The organism is Streptomyces sp. NA04227 (genome assembly GCF_013364195.1).
Taxonomy (GTDB): domain Bacteria; phylum Actinomycetota; class Actinomycetes; order Streptomycetales; family Streptomycetaceae; genus Streptomyces.
On the sequence record NZ_CP054918.1, the window covers coordinates 5014768 to 5029818 of the forward strand.

At 72.4% G+C, this 15051-nt stretch carries 15 protein-coding genes and 3 tRNA genes; 12 read left to right on the top strand and 6 right to left on the bottom strand.

Annotation, left to right across the window (positions count from 1 at the left end):
• Nucleotide 1 precedes the first annotated feature (1 nt).
• The 4 genes from HUT18_RS21470 (at nucleotide 2) to HUT18_RS21485 (ending at nucleotide 4804) form a co-directional block, all read left to right on the top strand.
• Entirely contained in the window at nucleotides 2-1576 is a 1575-nt protein-coding gene (locus HUT18_RS21470; protein ID WP_176102208.1) for a NuoM family protein, read from the top strand.
• Nucleotides 1573-3330, top strand: coding sequence for an NADH-quinone oxidoreductase subunit N (locus HUT18_RS21475; RefSeq protein ID WP_176102209.1), 1758 nt, complete (start codon nucleotides 1573-1575; stop codon nucleotides 3328-3330). The genes HUT18_RS21470 and HUT18_RS21475 overlap by 4 nt, the downstream gene beginning before the upstream one ends.
• Nucleotides 3331-3545: 215 nt before the next feature.
• Complete coding sequence (gene htpX / locus HUT18_RS21480) at nucleotides 3546-4409, top strand: zinc metalloprotease HtpX (protein WP_176102210.1); 864 nt, start codon at nucleotides 3546-3548, stop codon at nucleotides 4407-4409.
• On the top strand, nucleotides 4406-4804 hold the full coding sequence (locus HUT18_RS21485; RefSeq protein ID WP_176102211.1) for a YccF domain-containing protein: 399 nt from the start codon (nucleotides 4406-4408) through the stop codon (nucleotides 4802-4804). Before htpX ends, HUT18_RS21485 begins: the two co-directional genes overlap by 4 nt.
• Here the strand turns inward: HUT18_RS21485 and HUT18_RS21490 are convergent.
• Together HUT18_RS21490 and HUT18_RS21495 are read right to left on the bottom strand one after the other, a co-directional pair.
• A complete protein-coding gene (locus HUT18_RS21490; protein ID WP_176102212.1) occupies nucleotides 4788-6038 on the bottom strand; it encodes an APC family permease in 1251 nt (416 codons plus the stop codon). The genes HUT18_RS21485 and HUT18_RS21490 overlap by 17 nt on opposite strands.
• A 223-nt stretch (nucleotides 6039-6261) precedes the next feature.
• Entirely contained in the window at nucleotides 6262-6750 is a 489-nt protein-coding gene (locus HUT18_RS21495) for a YajQ family cyclic di-GMP-binding protein (RefSeq protein ID WP_176102213.1), read from the bottom strand.
• A 265-nt stretch (nucleotides 6751-7015) separates the two neighbouring features.
• On the opposite strand from HUT18_RS21495, the gene HUT18_RS21500 reads away from it, so the two are divergent.
• The 5 genes from HUT18_RS21500 to HUT18_RS21520 all read left to right on the top strand — a co-directional run bounded on the left by HUT18_RS21500 (nucleotide 7016) and on the right by HUT18_RS21520 (nucleotide 9553).
• Nucleotides 7016-7097 (top strand) — tRNA-Tyr (locus HUT18_RS21500).
• A gap of 135 nt (nucleotides 7098-7232) precedes the next feature.
• The gene (locus tag HUT18_RS21505; protein ID WP_176102214.1) at nucleotides 7233-8090 is read left to right on the top strand and encodes a GAF domain-containing protein; all 858 of its coding nucleotides are present in this window, start codon (nucleotides 7233-7235) and stop codon (nucleotides 8088-8090) included.
• A gap of 48 nt (nucleotides 8091-8138) precedes the next feature.
• Nucleotides 8139-8723: a hypothetical protein gene (locus HUT18_RS21510; RefSeq protein WP_176102215.1), complete on the top strand. Its 585-nt coding sequence runs from the start codon at nucleotides 8139-8141 to the stop codon at nucleotides 8721-8723.
• Between the two features lie 74 nt (nucleotides 8724-8797).
• Nucleotides 8798-9187 (top strand): GntR family transcriptional regulator, encoded by a 390-nt coding sequence (locus HUT18_RS21515; protein WP_176102216.1) that lies wholly within the window; start codon nucleotides 8798-8800, stop codon nucleotides 9185-9187.
• 150 nt (nucleotides 9188-9337) lie between these two features.
• On the top strand, nucleotides 9338-9553 hold the full coding sequence (locus HUT18_RS21520) for a hypothetical protein (RefSeq protein WP_176102217.1): 216 nt from the start codon (nucleotides 9338-9340) through the stop codon (nucleotides 9551-9553).
• 111 nt (nucleotides 9554-9664) lie between these two features.
• On the opposite strand, the gene HUT18_RS21525 is transcribed toward HUT18_RS21520, so the two are convergent.
• From HUT18_RS21525 to HUT18_RS21540, 4 genes are all read right to left on the bottom strand, one after another.
• The gene (locus HUT18_RS21525; RefSeq protein ID WP_176102218.1) at nucleotides 9665-10270 is read right to left on the bottom strand and encodes a hypothetical protein; all 606 of its coding nucleotides are present in this window, start codon (nucleotides 10268-10270) and stop codon (nucleotides 9665-9667) included.
• 396 nt (nucleotides 10271-10666) lie between these two features.
• Nucleotides 10667-11431, bottom strand: coding sequence for a DUF899 family protein (locus HUT18_RS21530; RefSeq protein ID WP_254878742.1), 765 nt, complete (start codon nucleotides 11429-11431; stop codon nucleotides 10667-10669).
• 259 nt (nucleotides 11432-11690) lie between these two features.
• Nucleotides 11691-12347, bottom strand: a complete 657-nt coding sequence (locus tag HUT18_RS21535) for an NAD(P)H-binding protein (RefSeq protein WP_176102220.1) — start codon at nucleotides 12345-12347, stop codon at nucleotides 11691-11693.
• Nucleotides 12348-12662: 315 nt separating this feature from the next.
• On the bottom strand, nucleotides 12663-14129 hold the full coding sequence (locus HUT18_RS21540) for an amidohydrolase family protein (RefSeq protein WP_176102221.1): 1467 nt from the start codon (nucleotides 14127-14129) through the stop codon (nucleotides 12663-12665).
• Nucleotides 14130-14536: 407 nt separating this feature from the next.
• Between HUT18_RS21540 and HUT18_RS21545 the strand changes: the two genes are divergently transcribed.
• From HUT18_RS21545 to rpmG, 3 genes are all read left to right on the top strand, one after another.
• Nucleotides 14537-14609 (top strand) — tRNA-Thr (locus HUT18_RS21545).
• A 49-nt stretch (nucleotides 14610-14658) separates the two neighbouring features.
• Nucleotides 14659-14731 (top strand) — tRNA-Met (locus HUT18_RS21550).
• 93 nt (nucleotides 14732-14824) lie between these two features.
• Nucleotides 14825-14989, top strand: coding sequence for a 50S ribosomal protein L33 (gene rpmG, locus HUT18_RS21555; protein WP_004571794.1), 165 nt, complete (start codon nucleotides 14825-14827; stop codon nucleotides 14987-14989).
• Nucleotides 14990-15051 lie beyond the last annotated feature (62 nt).

The window sequence follows — 15051 nt, forward strand, 5'->3', positions numbered from 1 at the left end:
CGTGATCGATATCAGTTCGTCCGTGATGCAGCTTCTTCTCGCGTTGATCGTGGTCGGCCCGCTCATCGGCGCCGCCGCGGCCCTGCTGCCCGCCCCGCCCGGACTGAAGGGGAAATCCCCCGAACAGGCCGTACTGCGCCACGGCGTCGTCGTCACCGGCGCGGTGCTCCTCGCCGCGGTGGTCCTCGCCCTCGGCTTCGACCACGACCACCCGTCGAAGATCCAGGCCAGCACCGATATCAGCTGGATCCCGGCGCTCGACGTACGTCTCCACCTCGGTGTCGACGGCATCTCGCTCCCCCTTGTCGTCCTGACCGCGCTGCTCACCTTCCTGTGCGCGCTCTACAGCTACTTCAAGCGCCCCGAGGGGCCCGCCCCCAAGGCCTTCGTGGCCCTGGTACTCGTCCTCGAGTCCGGCACCCTCGCCACCTTCGCCGTCCTCGACCTGCTGCTGTTCTTCCTGGCCTTCGAGATGGTGCTCATCCCGATGTACTTCCTCATCGCCCGCTGGGGCGGCGAGGGCAGGGCCGCTGCGGCCTGGAAGTTCATCCTCTACACCCTGCTCGGCTCCGTCGTCATGCTCCTCGGGCTGCTGCTCGTGGGCATTGATTCCGGCACCTTCGACATGGTGGCACTCGCCTCTGACAACGGCCGCTCGCTGAGCACATCCGTGCAGGTCATCGCCGCTTTGTCGATCGGTATCGGGCTCGCCGTGAAGACCCCGATGTGGCCCCTGCACACCTGGCTGCCGGACGCCCACACCGCCGCCCCCACGGTCGGCTCGGTGCTGCTCGCCGGCGTCATGCTGAAGATGGGCACGTACGGCTTCGTCCGCATCCTGCTGCCGGTGGTGCCCGAGGGCGCGGAGACCTTCGCGCCCTATCTGGCCGCCTTCGCGGTGGTCGGCATCATCTACGGCTCGCTGGCCTGTCTCGCGCTGGCCCGGCAGGGCGCGGGCGGCGACCTCAAGCGGCTCATCGCGTACTCGTCCGTCGGGCACATGGGCTTCGTCCTGCTCGGTATCGCCTCGATGACGCCGACCGGGGTCAACGGCGCGCTGTTCGCCAACATCGCCCACGGCCTCATCACCGGCCTGCTCTTCTTCCTGGTCGGCGCCCTCAAGGACCGCACCGGCAGCAGCGACCTGGACGCCCTGGCGAAGGAGACCGGCGCCGCCCTGTACGGCCGCGCCCCCCGCTTCGGCGGACTGCTCGCCTTCGCCGCCGTCGCCTCGCTCGGACTGCCCGGACTCGCCGGATTCTGGGGCGAGATGCTCGCGATGTTCGGCTCCTTCGACCCCGCGGAGGGCCTGCACCGGGGCGCCTTCCTCACCTACACCGCGCTCGCCGGATTCGGCACCCTGCTCACCGCCGCGTACCTGCTCGTCGTCGTGCGCCGGGTGTGCATGGGCGCGGTCCCGGAGAAGGCGCCGGAGTTCGCCGAGGTCCGCGGCTACGAACTCGCGGCCTGGTCCCCGCTCGTCGTTCTCACCGTCGTCGCCGGACTGTGGCCCGCAGTGCTGCTCGGCCTCACCGACCCGGCGGTCCAGAAGCTGCTCGCCGGAGGCGCGTCATGACCGACCTTGCCGTGACGGGGCCCGCCGCGGGCGGCCTCGCGGAGTCGGCGGCCACCGGCTTCGCGCAGTCGGGGACCACCGGCCTCGCGCAGTCGGCGGTGCAGTCCATCGACTGGCTCGCCATCGCGCCGCCCACCGTGACCGCCGTCGCCGCGCTCGTGGTCCTGGTCGCCGACCTCTTCCTGCCCACCGCGCGCAAGCCGCTGCTCGGCTGGATCTCGATCGCCGGACTCGTGCTCGCCGGGCTGTCCCTGCTCCCGCTCCTGGACGGCGACCGGGACGCCTTCTGCCTCCAGGGCAAGCCGGACGTGTGCAGCTACACGGCGGACAGGTTCGCCCTGGTCGTCCAGCTCCTGGTGCTAGGCGGCGCCCTGCTCACCGCGCTGCTCTCCATGACGACCATCCGGGACTCGAAGCCGCACGCCCGCGCGGGGAAGGGCGCCACCGCGCCCGGTACCACCGGCGCGCGCTCCGGTGAGCCGCTCCCGGCGGGCGAGTACTGGTTCCTGCTGCTCAGCTCCGCCGCGGGCGCCGCCCTGCTGCCCGCCTCCCGCGACCTGGCGACCCTCGTCGTCGCCCTCGAAGTCGCCTCGCTGCCCGCGTTCGCGCTGGTCGGCCTGCGCCGCGGGGACCGCCGGAGCACCGAGGCGGCGCTGAAGTTCTTCCTGTCCTCGGTCACCGCCACCGCCGTGTCGCTGCTCGGCATCAGCTTCGTGTACGCGACCACCGGCAGCCTCTTCCTCACCGAGATCGCCACCGACATCGCGGACGTCGACGCGCAGTTGGAGACCCTCGCCCGTACCGGCGTCGTCCTCACCCTGGTCGGCTTCGCCTTCAAGACCGCCGCGGCGCCCTTCCACTTCTGGGTCCCCGACACCTATGTCGGCGCCCCCCTGCCGATCGCCGCCTACCTCTCGGTGGTCGGCAAGGCGGTCGGCTTCTCCGGACTCATCCTGGTGACGGTCGTCGCCTTCCCCTCCTACGGGCACGACATCTGGGGCCCGGCCCTGGCCGTCCTCGCCGCGCTCACCATGACCGTCGGCAATGTGGCCGCCCTGCGCCAGCGCGCCGACCGCGCCTTCAGCGCCGTACGGATGCTGGCCTGGTCCTCGGTCGGACAGGCGGGCTATCTGCTCGTCCCGCTCGCCGCGGCCGCCTACACCGACGACGGCCGGCGCACCATCGGCTCGACCCTCGCGTACGCCCTGATGTACGCGGCGGTGAACCTCGGCGCGTTCGCGGTGGTCGCCGTCCTCGCCCGTACGAAGCCGTCGGCGCGGATCTCCGACTTCCGCGGCCTGTACGCCACGCGCCCCCTGATGGCCCTGCTGCTCGGCTTCTTCCTGCTGTGCCTGGCCGGTCTGCCGCCCGGCATCATCGGGCTCTTCGCCAAGGTCGCCGTCTTCGCCACCGCCGTCGACGCGGGCCTCGGCTGGCTGGCCGTCCTGATGGGCGTGAACGTGGTGATCGCCCTCGTCTACTACCTGCGGTGGACGGCGGTGCTGTTCCGCGCGCCGCAGGCCGCGGGAGCCGAGGAGCCCACGGGCGCGGGCGTGGAAGCGGGCGCCCACGCGGGCGCGGAGTCCGGAGCGCGAGCCGGTACCCCGGCGGGCGGCACGCCCGTCGGCGCCGCACCCAAGCACCGCGTCCCCGCACCCCTCACCCTCGCCCTCGCGGCGACCGCCGTGGTGGCCGTCGCCCTCTCCGGCGCCCCGCAGATCGTGCTCCGGTTCGCCGATATGGGCCTCTTCTAAAGGCGTTCCGGGGGCCGCCGCTCCCGTCCCTCCCGCACCTCCGCCCCACCGTCACCCGCCCGGCCCACCCTCCCCACGTGCGCGTTCCCGGCCGACCGGGGAACTGGCGGTCCTCGCCTGGCGTTGACCAGTACGGGAGGGTCCACTGGAAGGTGGAAGGCAAGCAATCGGGTCAGCAGCGGGTTTCCCTGCGCGAGGCAACAGGAGGGCGTTCCGTGCACCGCCGGCACAACGGGCTGAGAACCGCGGTACTCCTCGGGGGACTGTCCGCGCTCATCATTCTTCTGGGCAGCTTCTTCGGGCGTACCGGACTGATCATCGCGGTCGTGGTGGCTCTTGGCACCAACGCGTACGCGTACTGGAACAGCGACAAGATGGCGCTGCGGGCCATGCGCGCGCGCCCGGTCAGCGAGTTCGAGGCGCCCGCGCTCTACCGGATGGTCCGCGAGCTCTCCACCCAGGCACGCCAGCCCATGCCGCGCCTGTACATCTCGCCGACCGAGGCGCCGAACGCCTTCGCCACCGGCCGCAATCCGCGCAACGCCGCGGTCTGCTGTACGGAAGGCATTCTGCGCATCCTCGACGAGCGCGAGCTGCGCGGCGTCATCGGGCACGAGCTGAGCCATGTCTACAACCGGGACATCCTGATCTCCTCGGTCGCGGGAGCCCTGGCCTCGGTGATCATGTTCCTGGTCAACTTCGCGTGGCTGATCCCCATCGGCCGCTCGGACAACGACGAGGGCCCCGGCATCTTCGGCATGCTCCTGATCATGCTGCTCGGCCCGCTCGCCGCCTCGATCATCCAGCTCGCCATCAGCCGCTCCCGCGAGTACGAGGCCGACGCCTCCGGGGCGCAGCTCACCGGCGATCCGCTCGCCCTCGCCAGCGCCCTGCGCAAACTGGAGGCGGGCACCAAACAACTACCGCTGGCCCCCGAACCGCGGGTGGAGACGGCCAGCCACATGATGATCGCCAACCCCTTCCGGCGCGGCGGTGGTATGACGAAGCTGTTCTCGACCCACCCCCCGATGGCGGAGCGCATCGCCCGCCTCGAAAAGATGGCAGGTCCCCAGCGATGAAAACAATCCTCAACGTCATCTGGCTCGTGCTGAGCGGATTCTGGCTCTTCCTGGCCTATCTGCTCGCCGGGCTCATCCTCTGCATCACCATCATCGGCATCCCGTTCGGCATCGCCTCGTTCCGGATCGCCGGTTACGCACTGTGGCCCTTCGGCCGGACCACCGTCGAACGGCCCGACGCCGGGGCGCCCTCGCTCGTCGGCAACATCCTGTGGATCGTGCTCGCGGGCTGGTGGCTGGCGCTCGCGCACATCACCACCGGCATCGTGCAGTGCCTGACGATCATCGGCATCCCGCTCGGCTTCGCGAACTTCAAGCTGATCCCCATCTCGCTGATGCCACTGGGCCGCGAAGTCGTCAGTACCGACCAGGCGTTCGCTACGACGCGCTGGTAGCCCCGCCGCCGCGCCGCCTCCGCAGGAAGTAGAGCGCCGCCCCCGCCGCCAGTACGGCCGCACCCGGCAGTACCGATCCGGCGGGCAGCGCACAGGCGAGCACCAGGCATCCGGCGAGCCCGACCGCGGGCAGCACCCGGTGCGAGCCGAGCGTCCAGGCCGAGGCATTGGCGATCGCGTAGTAGACGAGCACGCCGAAGGACGAGAAGCCGATGGCGCCGCGCACATCCGCCGTGGCGGCGACCACGGCGACCACCGCGCCCACCAGGAGTTCGGCCCGGCGCGGCACCTGGAACCGCGGGTCGACGTGCGCGAGCGCCTTCGGCAGATGACCGTCGCGGGCCATCGCGAGCGAGGTCCGCGAGACACCGAGGACGAGGGAGAGCAGCGAGCCGAGGGCGGCCAGCGCCGCTCCGGCCCGTACCACCGGCGCGAGTTCGGGCACCCCCGCGGCGCGCACCGCGTCGGACAACGGCGCACCGGCCGCGCCGAGACCGTCGGGCCCGAGCACGGAGAGCGCGGCCACCGCGAGGGTCGCGTAGACGAGCAGGGCCAGGCCGAGGGCGAGCGGGATCGCGCGCGGAATCGTGCGCGCGGGCTCGCGCACCTCCTCGCCGAGGGTGGCGATCCGCGCGTACCCGGCGAAGGCGAAGAACAGCAGCCCGGCACCTTCGAGCAGTCCGGATACACCCCCGGAGCCCGCCGGGCCACCGCTGGTGAGCCGGTCGGCCGCCGCCTCGGACGAGCCGAGACAGACAACGGCCACGACCGCCAGTACGGCAAGGACAACGGCGACGATCACCCGGGTCAGCCAGAGCGACTTCTGTACGCCCAGGCAGTTCAGCGCGGTGAGTACGACGACCGCCGCGACGGCGACCGCGTGCGCCTGCTCCGGCCACAGGTACGCGCCGACCGTGAGCGCCATCGCGGCACAGGACGCCGTCTTCCCGACCACGAAGGCCCAGCCCGCCAGCCACCCCCAGAACGGCCCGAGCCGCTCCCGCCCGTACACATACGTCCCGCCGGAGCGCGGATAACGTGCGGCCAGGCGGGCCGAGGACATGGCGTTGCAGTAGGCGACGAGGGCGGCAAGGGCCAGCGCGGGCAGCAGCCAGGACCCGGCCGCGCGCGCCGCGGGCGCGAACGCCGCGAACACCCCCGCCCCGACCATCGACCCGAGCCCGATCACCACCGCGTCGGGCACCCCCATGGTGCGCCTGAGCTGGTCGGACATGGTCCGTTCTCCGTCCTCGGTACGGCGGCGGCCCGGCCCGGCCGGAGCGCGCCCGGAGCCGACACGACGCAAACCCGGCGCCGCACTGTACGGCGCCGGGCTTGCGTCCGGTACGGGGGCCGGGTTACCGGCAGTTCACGATTCCTCGGCGGTTCACGATCCCTCGGTGGTTCACGCATGCCCGGCGGTTCACGACTGCCCGGCTGCGCGCGGGCCTCCGCTTCTACCGGTAGTTCACGAACTGCAGCGCGAAGTCGAAGTCCTTGCCCTTGAGGAGGGCGATCACGGCCTGCAGATCGTCACGGCTCTTGGAGGTGACCCGCAGCTCCTCGCCCTGCACCTGCGCCTTGATGCCCTTCGGGCCCTCGTCGCGGATGATCTTCGCGACCTTCTTCGCGTTGTCCTGGGAGATCCCCTCCTCGATGGAGGCGAAGATCTTGTACTCCTTGCCGGACAGCTGCGGCTCACCCGCGTCCAGCGACTTCAGCGAGATACCGCGCTTGACCAACTTGGTCTGGAAGACGTCGAGGATGGCGTTGACCCTGTCCTCGGAGTTGGCCTCCATCAGAATCTTCTCGCCGGACCAGGCGATCGAGGCGCCCACGTTCTTGAAGTCGTACCGCTGCGAGATCTCCTTGGCTGCCTGGTTGAGGGCGTTGTCGACCTCCTGCCGCTCGACCTTCGAGACGATGTCGAAACTGGAGTCGGCCATGTCCTGTGGCTCCTTAGGGTGCGTCGGGGCGGCCATCGAGCTGCGCCGCATCCCACAAAGCCTAGAGGAGTCGGATCCGGGAACCGGTCGCCCTGCGGCACGGTTCTCGCAGGCGGGGCGCTCTTGACGGCCCGCGCGGGACCCGGGCCGCCGAGTGATCCATCCGCCGGTCAACCGAGTGGCGAAGCACCCCGGGGGATCGGGTATCGTTTACGTCGTTGCCACGGAACGGCGCGAAAAGCGCGGTTCACCAGGCAGCAACCCCGGCGGTGTGCCCGAGCGGCCAAAGGGAGCAGACTGTAAATCTGCCGGCTTCGCCTTCCCAGGTTCGAATCCTGGCGCCGCCACTTCAGGGGAAGACCCCCTCCGGTCCACGGAAACGTGGAGCGGAGGGGGTCTCTCTGTATGTCCACCTGTATGCCCACGCGTTCGCCGCGCACGGTCAACTCCCATTCCGCTCCCTACAATTGGGCCCGTACCCGGTGGCGAAGGAAGCCCGGGAACGGGGGCAGTGGGGTGGGATGGCCTGGCTTCGCAAGTACTGGTTGAAGATCTTTCTGCTGACGCTGTCCAGCGTGCTGGCCGCGGGCGTGTTCGTGTCCTCGGTGCTCGCCGGGGACGAGAAGTTCAAGGACCGCGACAGCGCGCTGTGGATGGGAGCGGCGGCAGCCCTGGTCGTCGTGCTCGTGACGGCGAGCGAGACCGCGCTCAACGAGCGGGAGAAGACCAAGGCCCGCGAGGAGGCGCGCCGGACGGCGGGCCAACTCCGCCTCTGGTACAACGACGTTCTGGCGGACCTCTCCGAACCGCTCGGCAAACTCGCGCACGAGTACGCGCAGGCCTACGCGGCCACCACCGCCACCCCGCCCGCCGCTCTCACGGCGGCCCAGTCCGGTGAATCCACCAAGATCCTCCGCGCGGTGCTCGTCGGCGCCGCCACCCTGACCGCACCGCTCGACCCCGCAGGACTGCCCACCGCCCGCAGCGCCTTCTACCGCCTCACCGACCCGACGCGGCACGAGTTCACCCTGGAGGACTGGGCGGGCCGCCCCTACAGCCCGCGCGGCAAGATCGACGGCTCCGCCGGGAGCCACTTCCTGCACGACGTCCTGGAGGGCAGGGCCCCGTATCACGCGGGCGCGGACACCGGACTGGTCAGCAAGGTCGACCAGTCCGGCGCCCGCTATCGCTCGGTGATCGCGGTGCCGGTGGTGGCGGGCTCCCGGGAGTTCGGCGTCCTGGCCGTCGACGCTCCCGGGGACACCGACCTCACCACCCCGCATGTGCGCTCGCTGCAGAGCCTGGCCGAGTTCCTCGGTGCGACCCTGGCGTTGGCGTAGTCATGGTGCGGCTCGGGCAGCGGCCCCGTACGGGAGGAGGGACGGCACATGGCGCGTAACCCGCTCTCCGCCCTCGCCGCCCTCCGCGACCGGCGGCGGGAACGGCGCCGGGAACGGCGCGGCTACGAGGAGGAGTCGATCCCGGAAGGGATGAACCACGTCGGGCACACCCTCGCCCTCGCGCGCGCCCGGCAGCGCTACGAGGAGCAGGCGGGCCGCGAGTTCGACGACCTGGTGGCGCGGGAGAGCGGCACCTTCGGCTGGGAGACCTTCAACCTCTGCATCCTCGTCGCGGGCAGCGCGGGCTGCGCCGTCCTGGGCGCCGTCAACGGCATGGTCGGGCCCGCGTTGGTCCTCGGCGCGCTCGGGGCGCTGTGTCTGACGCTGATCCTGCTGCGGTGGTGGTACGCGGTGCGGTCTCGGCCGGGACGTGACCGCGAACCTGATCGCGAACCCGACCGCGCTTCGGACGACTGGAACGGGCGCGGTGGGCGGGGCGGCGGGGGAGCCGTGGTGGCTCGACCGGGTCTCCTCGAACGTCTGCGCCGTATCGGACGTTCTCGTCGTACGCGTCCGGGGCGTGGTGAGCGCCGTTCGGACCGTACGCGCGGTTCGGACGGGCCCTTCACCTGATCGTCGCGGAGGATTCGCCCGCGCTTCGGGCGGGCGGCCGGAGCCGCGCAGGTGGGGTGGCTAGCGTCCCCGGCATGGAGGGGCTGCGACAGAACATCACGTCCGAGGAGATCGCCGCGACGATCCGGGCGGACATCGAGGCCGGTACGTACCGGCCCGGTGACCGGCTGCCGGAGGCCAAGGAGATGGCCCGCGGACTGCGCCTCCTGGTGCCCCGTTCCGTGGATCTCGCGTACGGACTGCTCGTGGCCGAGGGGACGCTGGAGCAGGGGCCACCCGGACTGCCGCCCGTGGTGGCGGATCCCACGGAGGATCCCCGCGTACGTGAACTGCGCGCGACGGTACGGGAGTTGCAGGGCCAGGTGCGTCGGCTCGACGAGACCGTCGAGGAACTCACCCGGCGCACGCGCGCTTTGGAGCGCGGACTGAGGGAGACCCGGGCCGAGTTGCTGCGGCGGGCTTGAGGGCGGTGGGCTTGAGGGCGGCGGTCTTGAGGGTAGCGGGGTTGAGGGCGGCGGTTCGGGGCCCGACCGTCGGGGATGGGGCGGCGGCAGCGGGGCGCGCCAGGGGCTTTCGCCGGGGCGGTGTCAGTGGGGCGTCGCACACTGGGAGGCATGTCGTCGCGTCGCAGGAATTGTCCCGAGTGCCGCCGCGAGATCGCCGTCGTCGCGGGGCGCTTCGCCCGTCATGATCCGTCGGGGCCTCGCGGACCCGGTGAACTGGTCTCGTGCCCCGGCTCGTTGAGACGTGCGCCGTGGGAGGCGGAGAGTCAGCCGGACCTGGCCGGGTTCGTGGTGCCGGACTTCGCCGGGCAGCTCGCGCTGTTCTGAGCCACCCGGCGAAGTCCGGCAGTTCTGAGGAGGGGAGTACGAGGGAGGAGCAGGAGGAGGGAGTAGGAGGACAGGAACGCGCGGAGAGGGGCGCGCCGTTGAGGGCGGCGCTTACTTCGGGACCGTGATGCCGCCCTGGGCGTGCGCCGGGTTCCAGGTGCCGTCCTCGGTGCCCGGGTAGGCGGCCTCGTAACCGAGGCGCAGCGTCTGGGCGTTGACCGAGACGGGCTCGCTGTCGCAGAGCGCCCTGCCGTTGCGGTCGGTGTACGCGGTGCACAGGTGGGTGCCGTCGGCAGCCGTGAAGGTGATCTCGGCCCCGAACAGCGGGCTGCCGTCCTCGCGTTCGGCCGTGGCGGTCAGACCGTGGATCACGTACGGGTACATCGTCGTGGCGCGCGCCTGGCCCGCCGTCAGGGTCGGGGTGTGGTCGCTGGGTGCCGCCGCGGCACGGTCGCACCGGCTCGTCGTGGGGTCCGGGCCCGAACCGTCGACGTAGTACAGCCGTTGCCCCTGCTGGTCGAGCTCGCAGGGCGTCTCCTCGGCCGGTCGCAGCGGCCCGCAGGCGTAGAAGGAGTGGGCGTCGTTCGGGTTGGCGTACTCGCCCGCCGGGAGCCCCGCACAGCTCGGCTCGGTCTGGTCGGCGGAGAGCGCGGGCGTGGCCGGGCCGACGAGGAAGGCGCACGCCCCGAGGGCGCAGGCGCCGAGGGCCCTGGCCACGCCGAGTCCCAGCGGCAGGGGCAGCCGCCGCCGTCGCGGGCCGGACCGGAGCGAGGGGAGGGGGGTAGGACGGGTCGAGGGGCAGGGCGAGGAGGACGGGTTCGACTGGGGGGTGGCATACGTCATGGACGGTGATATTGCCGGGATTGTCCGAGCGGTCGTGGGCAACGCGCCGGGCGCGAGGGCGGCCGGTCGGTGCGGGCGTCGGGTCGGTACGGGCGGCGGGTCCGCAGGTCAGTACGTGCCGTCGGGTCCATTCGGTCAGTGGGACCGCCGGGTCTGCGGTCAGCGCGACCGCCGGGTTCGCTGCCCGGCTCAGCGTGGCCGTAAGCCCGCCCTTCAGTGGGGTTCGCCGCTCAGTGGGGTCGCCGCTCGGCGCGGCCGTAAGCCCGCCTTTCAGTGGGGCCCGTCCTGGCGGCCGAGGCTCTCCACCGGACCCGCCCCGGGGCGGGTCCACTGCGGTACGGGACGGCCGGTCGGGCCCCAGGTGGCGTTTCCGTCCGCGTCCGAGCGCCAGTACCAGCAGGCCTGGCGGCCCTCGGCCGGGTACCCCTCGCGGACGTCGCCGAGCACGGGCCGCCCCTCCGGGTTGTCCTCCCACGCCTCGCCGCGCCCGTACGGCGTCATGTCGAGGAGGCCCATCGCCGAGTTGACCCGCTCGTTGCCCCGGCCCGTTGTCGAGTAGGTCAGGAACGTGCGGTCGCCCTCGCGCAGGTAGCAGGTGAGGTAGCCCATCGCGCCACCGACCGGCTCGGCCACGTCGCGTACCGAGTACCAGGGCTGGGTGTAGCCCATGAACGCGACGTAGGCGGCCACTTCGTCGGCGCGGCCGGTGGTCAGGACGGCGAACGAGACGCCGCGGGCGTTGAGGTAGGCGGCGTCGTCCAGATGCCAGGCCGTGGTGGTGCAGCCCTCGCACTGTCCCTGGTGCGGCGCTCCGTCGTACCACATGTGCTTGTAGACCACGAGCTCGTCGCGGCCCTGGAACAGGTCCAGGAAGGGGACCGGGCCGTCGGGCCCGACGACCTCGACCGTCCCGTCGAACTCCACCATCGGCAGCCTGCGCCGGGCCGCGGCGATCGCGTCGCCCTCGTGGGTGTGGGCCTTCTCGCGGACAAGCAGTTCGTCACGGGCGGTCTGCCAGGTGGCCAGATCGACCACGGGCGGGAGGCCGGGGCGCGGGGCCGTCGGTTCGTTCGGCGTGGCCGGGCCATCATTCGGTGTGGCCGGTCCATCGTTCGGCGCGGCCGGTCGATCGTTCGGCGTGGCCGGTCCGTCCGGGGTGGTCGTCATGGTGTCCTCCGCGGTGTGCGGTGTCTCGTGCCGGGCGCGCCGTCGTACGACGGCGCGATGACGGTCACCAGTAAGGACTCGCGGCCGGGCCGGAACTCATCGCCGCGGTGGGCGCTCCCGGCCGCGCTCAGTTCCCCGAAACCGCCCGTACCGCGACCGGAACCGAGTCGCCGCCGCTGATGAGTTCCAGGGTGAGACCGGCGGTGGCCGGGGTTTCGAGGAGTTCGGCGAGCACGGCGGCGACGTCGTCGCGCGGGACCGGGCCGCGGCCGGTGGCGGCGGCGAGGCGGACCGTGCCGGTTCCGGCGTCGTCGGTGAGGATGCCCGGGCGCAGGATGGTCCAGTCGAGCGCGGTCTGTGCCGTCACATACGCGTCGGCCTCGCCCTTCGCGCGCAGATAGGCGTCGAAGACCTCCTCGCCCCGGTGCTCCGGGTCGGCCCGCATGGCCGAGACCACCACATGCCGCCGGACTCCCGCCCGTACCGCGGCGTCCGCGAACAGCACGGCGGCGTCCCGGTCGACGGTCACCTTGCGCGCGGCCCCGCTGCCCGGTCCCGCGCCCGCGGCGAAGACCGCCGCGTCGGCGCCCCGGAGATGTCCGGTGACCTCGTCCAGCGACGCCGACTCCAGGTCGCAGACGAGCGGTTCGGCCCCCGCGGCCCGCAGGGCGTCGCCCTGTCCGGGCGTACGGATGAGCCCCGCCACCTCGTCACCGCGCGCGGCGAGCAGCCGCTCAAGCCGCAGCGCGATCTGACCATGACCTCCGGCGATGACAATGCGCATGACTCGACCGTACGACGGCCAGCGGCAGTTCGCCCGCGCGGCCGGACCCCTGCGCACGGGCCACGGCCGCCCGCACGCCACGGCCGCCCACACGGGCCACGGCTGCCCGCACGCCACAGCCGCCCGCACGCACCGACCTCCCACATCGGCGTACGAGGCGCACGAAGCGTACGAGGCACACCGGGTCAGCCCGGCGAACACACGACCTCGACGCGCCCCACCGCCCCACCACCCCACCGCAACGCCGCCCCACCCCCCACACCGCCCCACCCCCACGCCTTCAACAGCCTTGCCCCCGGCCTCGGTTGCCCCGCCCTACCTGCCCCCGCCGGCGTCCCCGTCCGCCCCCGCACCCCCGCTGCCCCCACCCCCGGGCACCCGCACCTGACGCGGCAGGTCGAAGCCCGCCGCCACCGCCGAGTCGCAGTACTCGCGCACCGCGCTGGTACGCGCCACGACGCGGCCGCGGTGGATGACGATGCGGCTGTACGCGAGGGACAGCGCGGCGGACAGGTCGGTGCCCCGGACGGCGAGGAGTTCGGCCGGGAAGCCCGGGGCGATCCGTACCTCCGGCAGGCCCAGGAGGGCTCGGGCGTCGGCCGAGACGGCCGCGTAGGCCGCCGCCGGGCTCAGCCCGTGCTGGGCGGCGAGCAGGAACGCGGCCTCCAGCGGGTCGCCCCGGCCGACCGGACGCGCGCTGTCCCGCAGCGCCCCGCTCCCGGCGGCCAGCCGCACCCCCGCCGCACCCAACAGCCGCACCGGCGCCACCACGGACGGCCCGAGCCCGCAGCACCGCCCGACCTGGACCTGACACTCCGCACCCGCCCCGCCGCCCCGACCGCCCTCACACTCCGCCCCCGAACCGCCTCGCCACCCCGCCATCCCGCATCCCCCCTGCGGAAGGCAGATCACCCCGACCCCCGCCCCGGCCAGCCGTTCCGCGACGCGCGCGGCGGACTCGTACGGCAGGCGGGAAAGGCCGCCGCAGGGGCCGACCGTGACCGCGACGCCGAGCTCGGACGCCAGCGTGGCCAGCCGGTCGAGGAGCTTCGGGGCGCCGCCGTCCAGGTGCAGGTCGACGGCGCAGCCGCAGTCCGCGGCGAGTTCGAGGAGGGCGGTGATGTGGCCCTCCGGGTCCGGGTCGAGGTCCGGGCAGCCGCCGACCGCGCTCGCCCCCATCCGGACCGCGTCCCGCAGCAGCGCCCGCCCCTCGGCCCCGTCCCGGCCGGTCAGCACGCCCGCCACCGCCACCGTCGTCAGCTCGCCGAGTCCGTGCAGCGAACGCCGGGCGCGGAGCAGGGCCTGGAGACCGGCGAGCCCGTGCGGCCCGCCGACGCGTACGTGCGAGCGCATCGCCGTCGCCCCGTGGCCGAGCTGGAGCAGTGCCGCCTCGGTCGCTCGCCGCTGGATGTCGCCGGGCTGGTACGCGGGACCGGGCAACGGGCAGGCGCCGCCCGCCGGTTGGGACGAACCCTCCGCCCTCCCGCGACCGCTCCCCGCCCCATCCCCCTCCGCCGTCAGCGCCACGTCGAAGTGGGCGTGCGGTTCCACCGGGGCGGGGAGGAGGAGGTGGCCGTGCAGGTCGATGCGGGTGGCGGGGGTGGGGGCGGGGCGGGCGCCGGCGGGGGTGACGGCCGTGATGCGGCCCGCGTTCAGCCGTACGTCCACGGTCCGGCCGTCGGTCAGGCGCGCACCGCAGAGCACCAGTGAGGCGGGCTCGGACCTGCCGTCGCCGGGGCGCGGGCCCCGTGAGGACGGCTGCTGCGGCTGGCTGTCGGGCATCGCGCTCCAGAGCTCGTACGGCACTCGGCCCTGAGGACTCGTACGGCGCACGGCGCGTGGTCCGGCGCACGGGCGCGGGGGAGGGCGCCCATTCCGTGCAAGATCACTCAGCGTGACCCGAGCCTAGGACCGGGCCGGGCGGCGGGGGCGGAAGAGGGCAATAGTCGTACCGGTGTGGTGCGACGGTCCGGGCGGGCGCACGAGGGCTCTCGCGGATGCTTCGCAAGCGGTGCGACGGGTGGTCGCGGACGGCGTGCGCGGAGCGGTGGCCGGTGCCCTGTCGTGGCCGCCGGGGCGCCCGGGGCGGGGGTGAACGAGACCTGAACGGTCGCCGGAACATGCGAGGCCGCCCGCCCTGAAACGGATTTGGGCGAACGGGCGGCGAGCGTGTAATGTCTTCATCGCTCGCCCCAATAGCTCAGTCGGCAGAGCGTCTCCATGGTAAGGAGAAGGTCAACGGTTCGATTCCGTTTTGGGGCTCTGATGCAGTGAGAATTCCCGTCTCGTACGGGGGTCCGCATCGCATCGCAGCGGTGTAGCTCAGTCGGTAGAGCAAGCGGCTCATAATCGCTGTGTCACCGGTTCAAGTCCGGTCACCGCTACTCTCGGTAGCCGATTGTGGGCTCGGTCCTTCGATCGGCTACTCTTCTTTGCGTTAAAACATCTGTCCATCAGTTCGTCCTAGGAGCACTCACGTGGCTGCCACCGACGTCCGCCCGAAGATCACGCTGGCCTGCGTGGAGTGCAAGGAGCGGAACTACATCACCAAGAAGAACCGGCGTAACGACCCGGACCGTCTTGAGATGAAGAAGCACTGCCCGCGCTGCAACGCGCACACCGCGCACCGCGAGACGCGATAAAAACAGGCTCGATCGCGAGGCCGTCCCCGCACAGGGGGCGGCCTCGCGGCGTTCTCCCCGCG

Bases quoted from the DNA above. Each gene is read 5' to 3' on its own strand.
- HUT18_RS21475 (WP_176102209.1), top strand. From the start codon at position 1,573: ATGACCGACCTTGCCGTGACGGGGCCCGCCGCGGGCGGCCTCGCGGAG.
- HUT18_RS21485 (WP_176102211.1), top strand. From the start codon at position 4,406: ATGAAAACAATCCTCAACGTCATCTGGCTCGTGCTGAGCGGATTCTGG.
- HUT18_RS21490 (WP_176102212.1), bottom strand. From the start codon at position 6,038: ATGTCCGACCAGCTCAGGCGCACCATGGGGGTGCCCGACGCGGTGGTG.
- HUT18_RS21495 (WP_176102213.1), bottom strand. From the start codon at position 6,750: ATGGCCGACTCCAGTTTCGACATCGTCTCGAAGGTCGAGCGGCAGGAG.
- HUT18_RS21510 (WP_176102215.1), top strand. From the start codon at position 8,139: ATGGCGCGTAACCCGCTCTCCGCCCTCGCCGCCCTCCGCGACCGGCGG.
- HUT18_RS21515 (WP_176102216.1), top strand. From the start codon at position 8,798: ATGGAGGGGCTGCGACAGAACATCACGTCCGAGGAGATCGCCGCGACG.
- HUT18_RS21520 (WP_176102217.1), top strand. From the start codon at position 9,338: ATGTCGTCGCGTCGCAGGAATTGTCCCGAGTGCCGCCGCGAGATCGCC.
- HUT18_RS21535 (WP_176102220.1), bottom strand. From the start codon at position 12,347: ATGCGCATTGTCATCGCCGGAGGTCATGGTCAGATCGCGCTGCGGCTT.
- HUT18_RS21540 (WP_176102221.1), bottom strand. From the start codon at position 14,129: ATGCCCGACAGCCAGCCGCAGCAGCCGTCCTCACGGGGCCCGCGCCCC.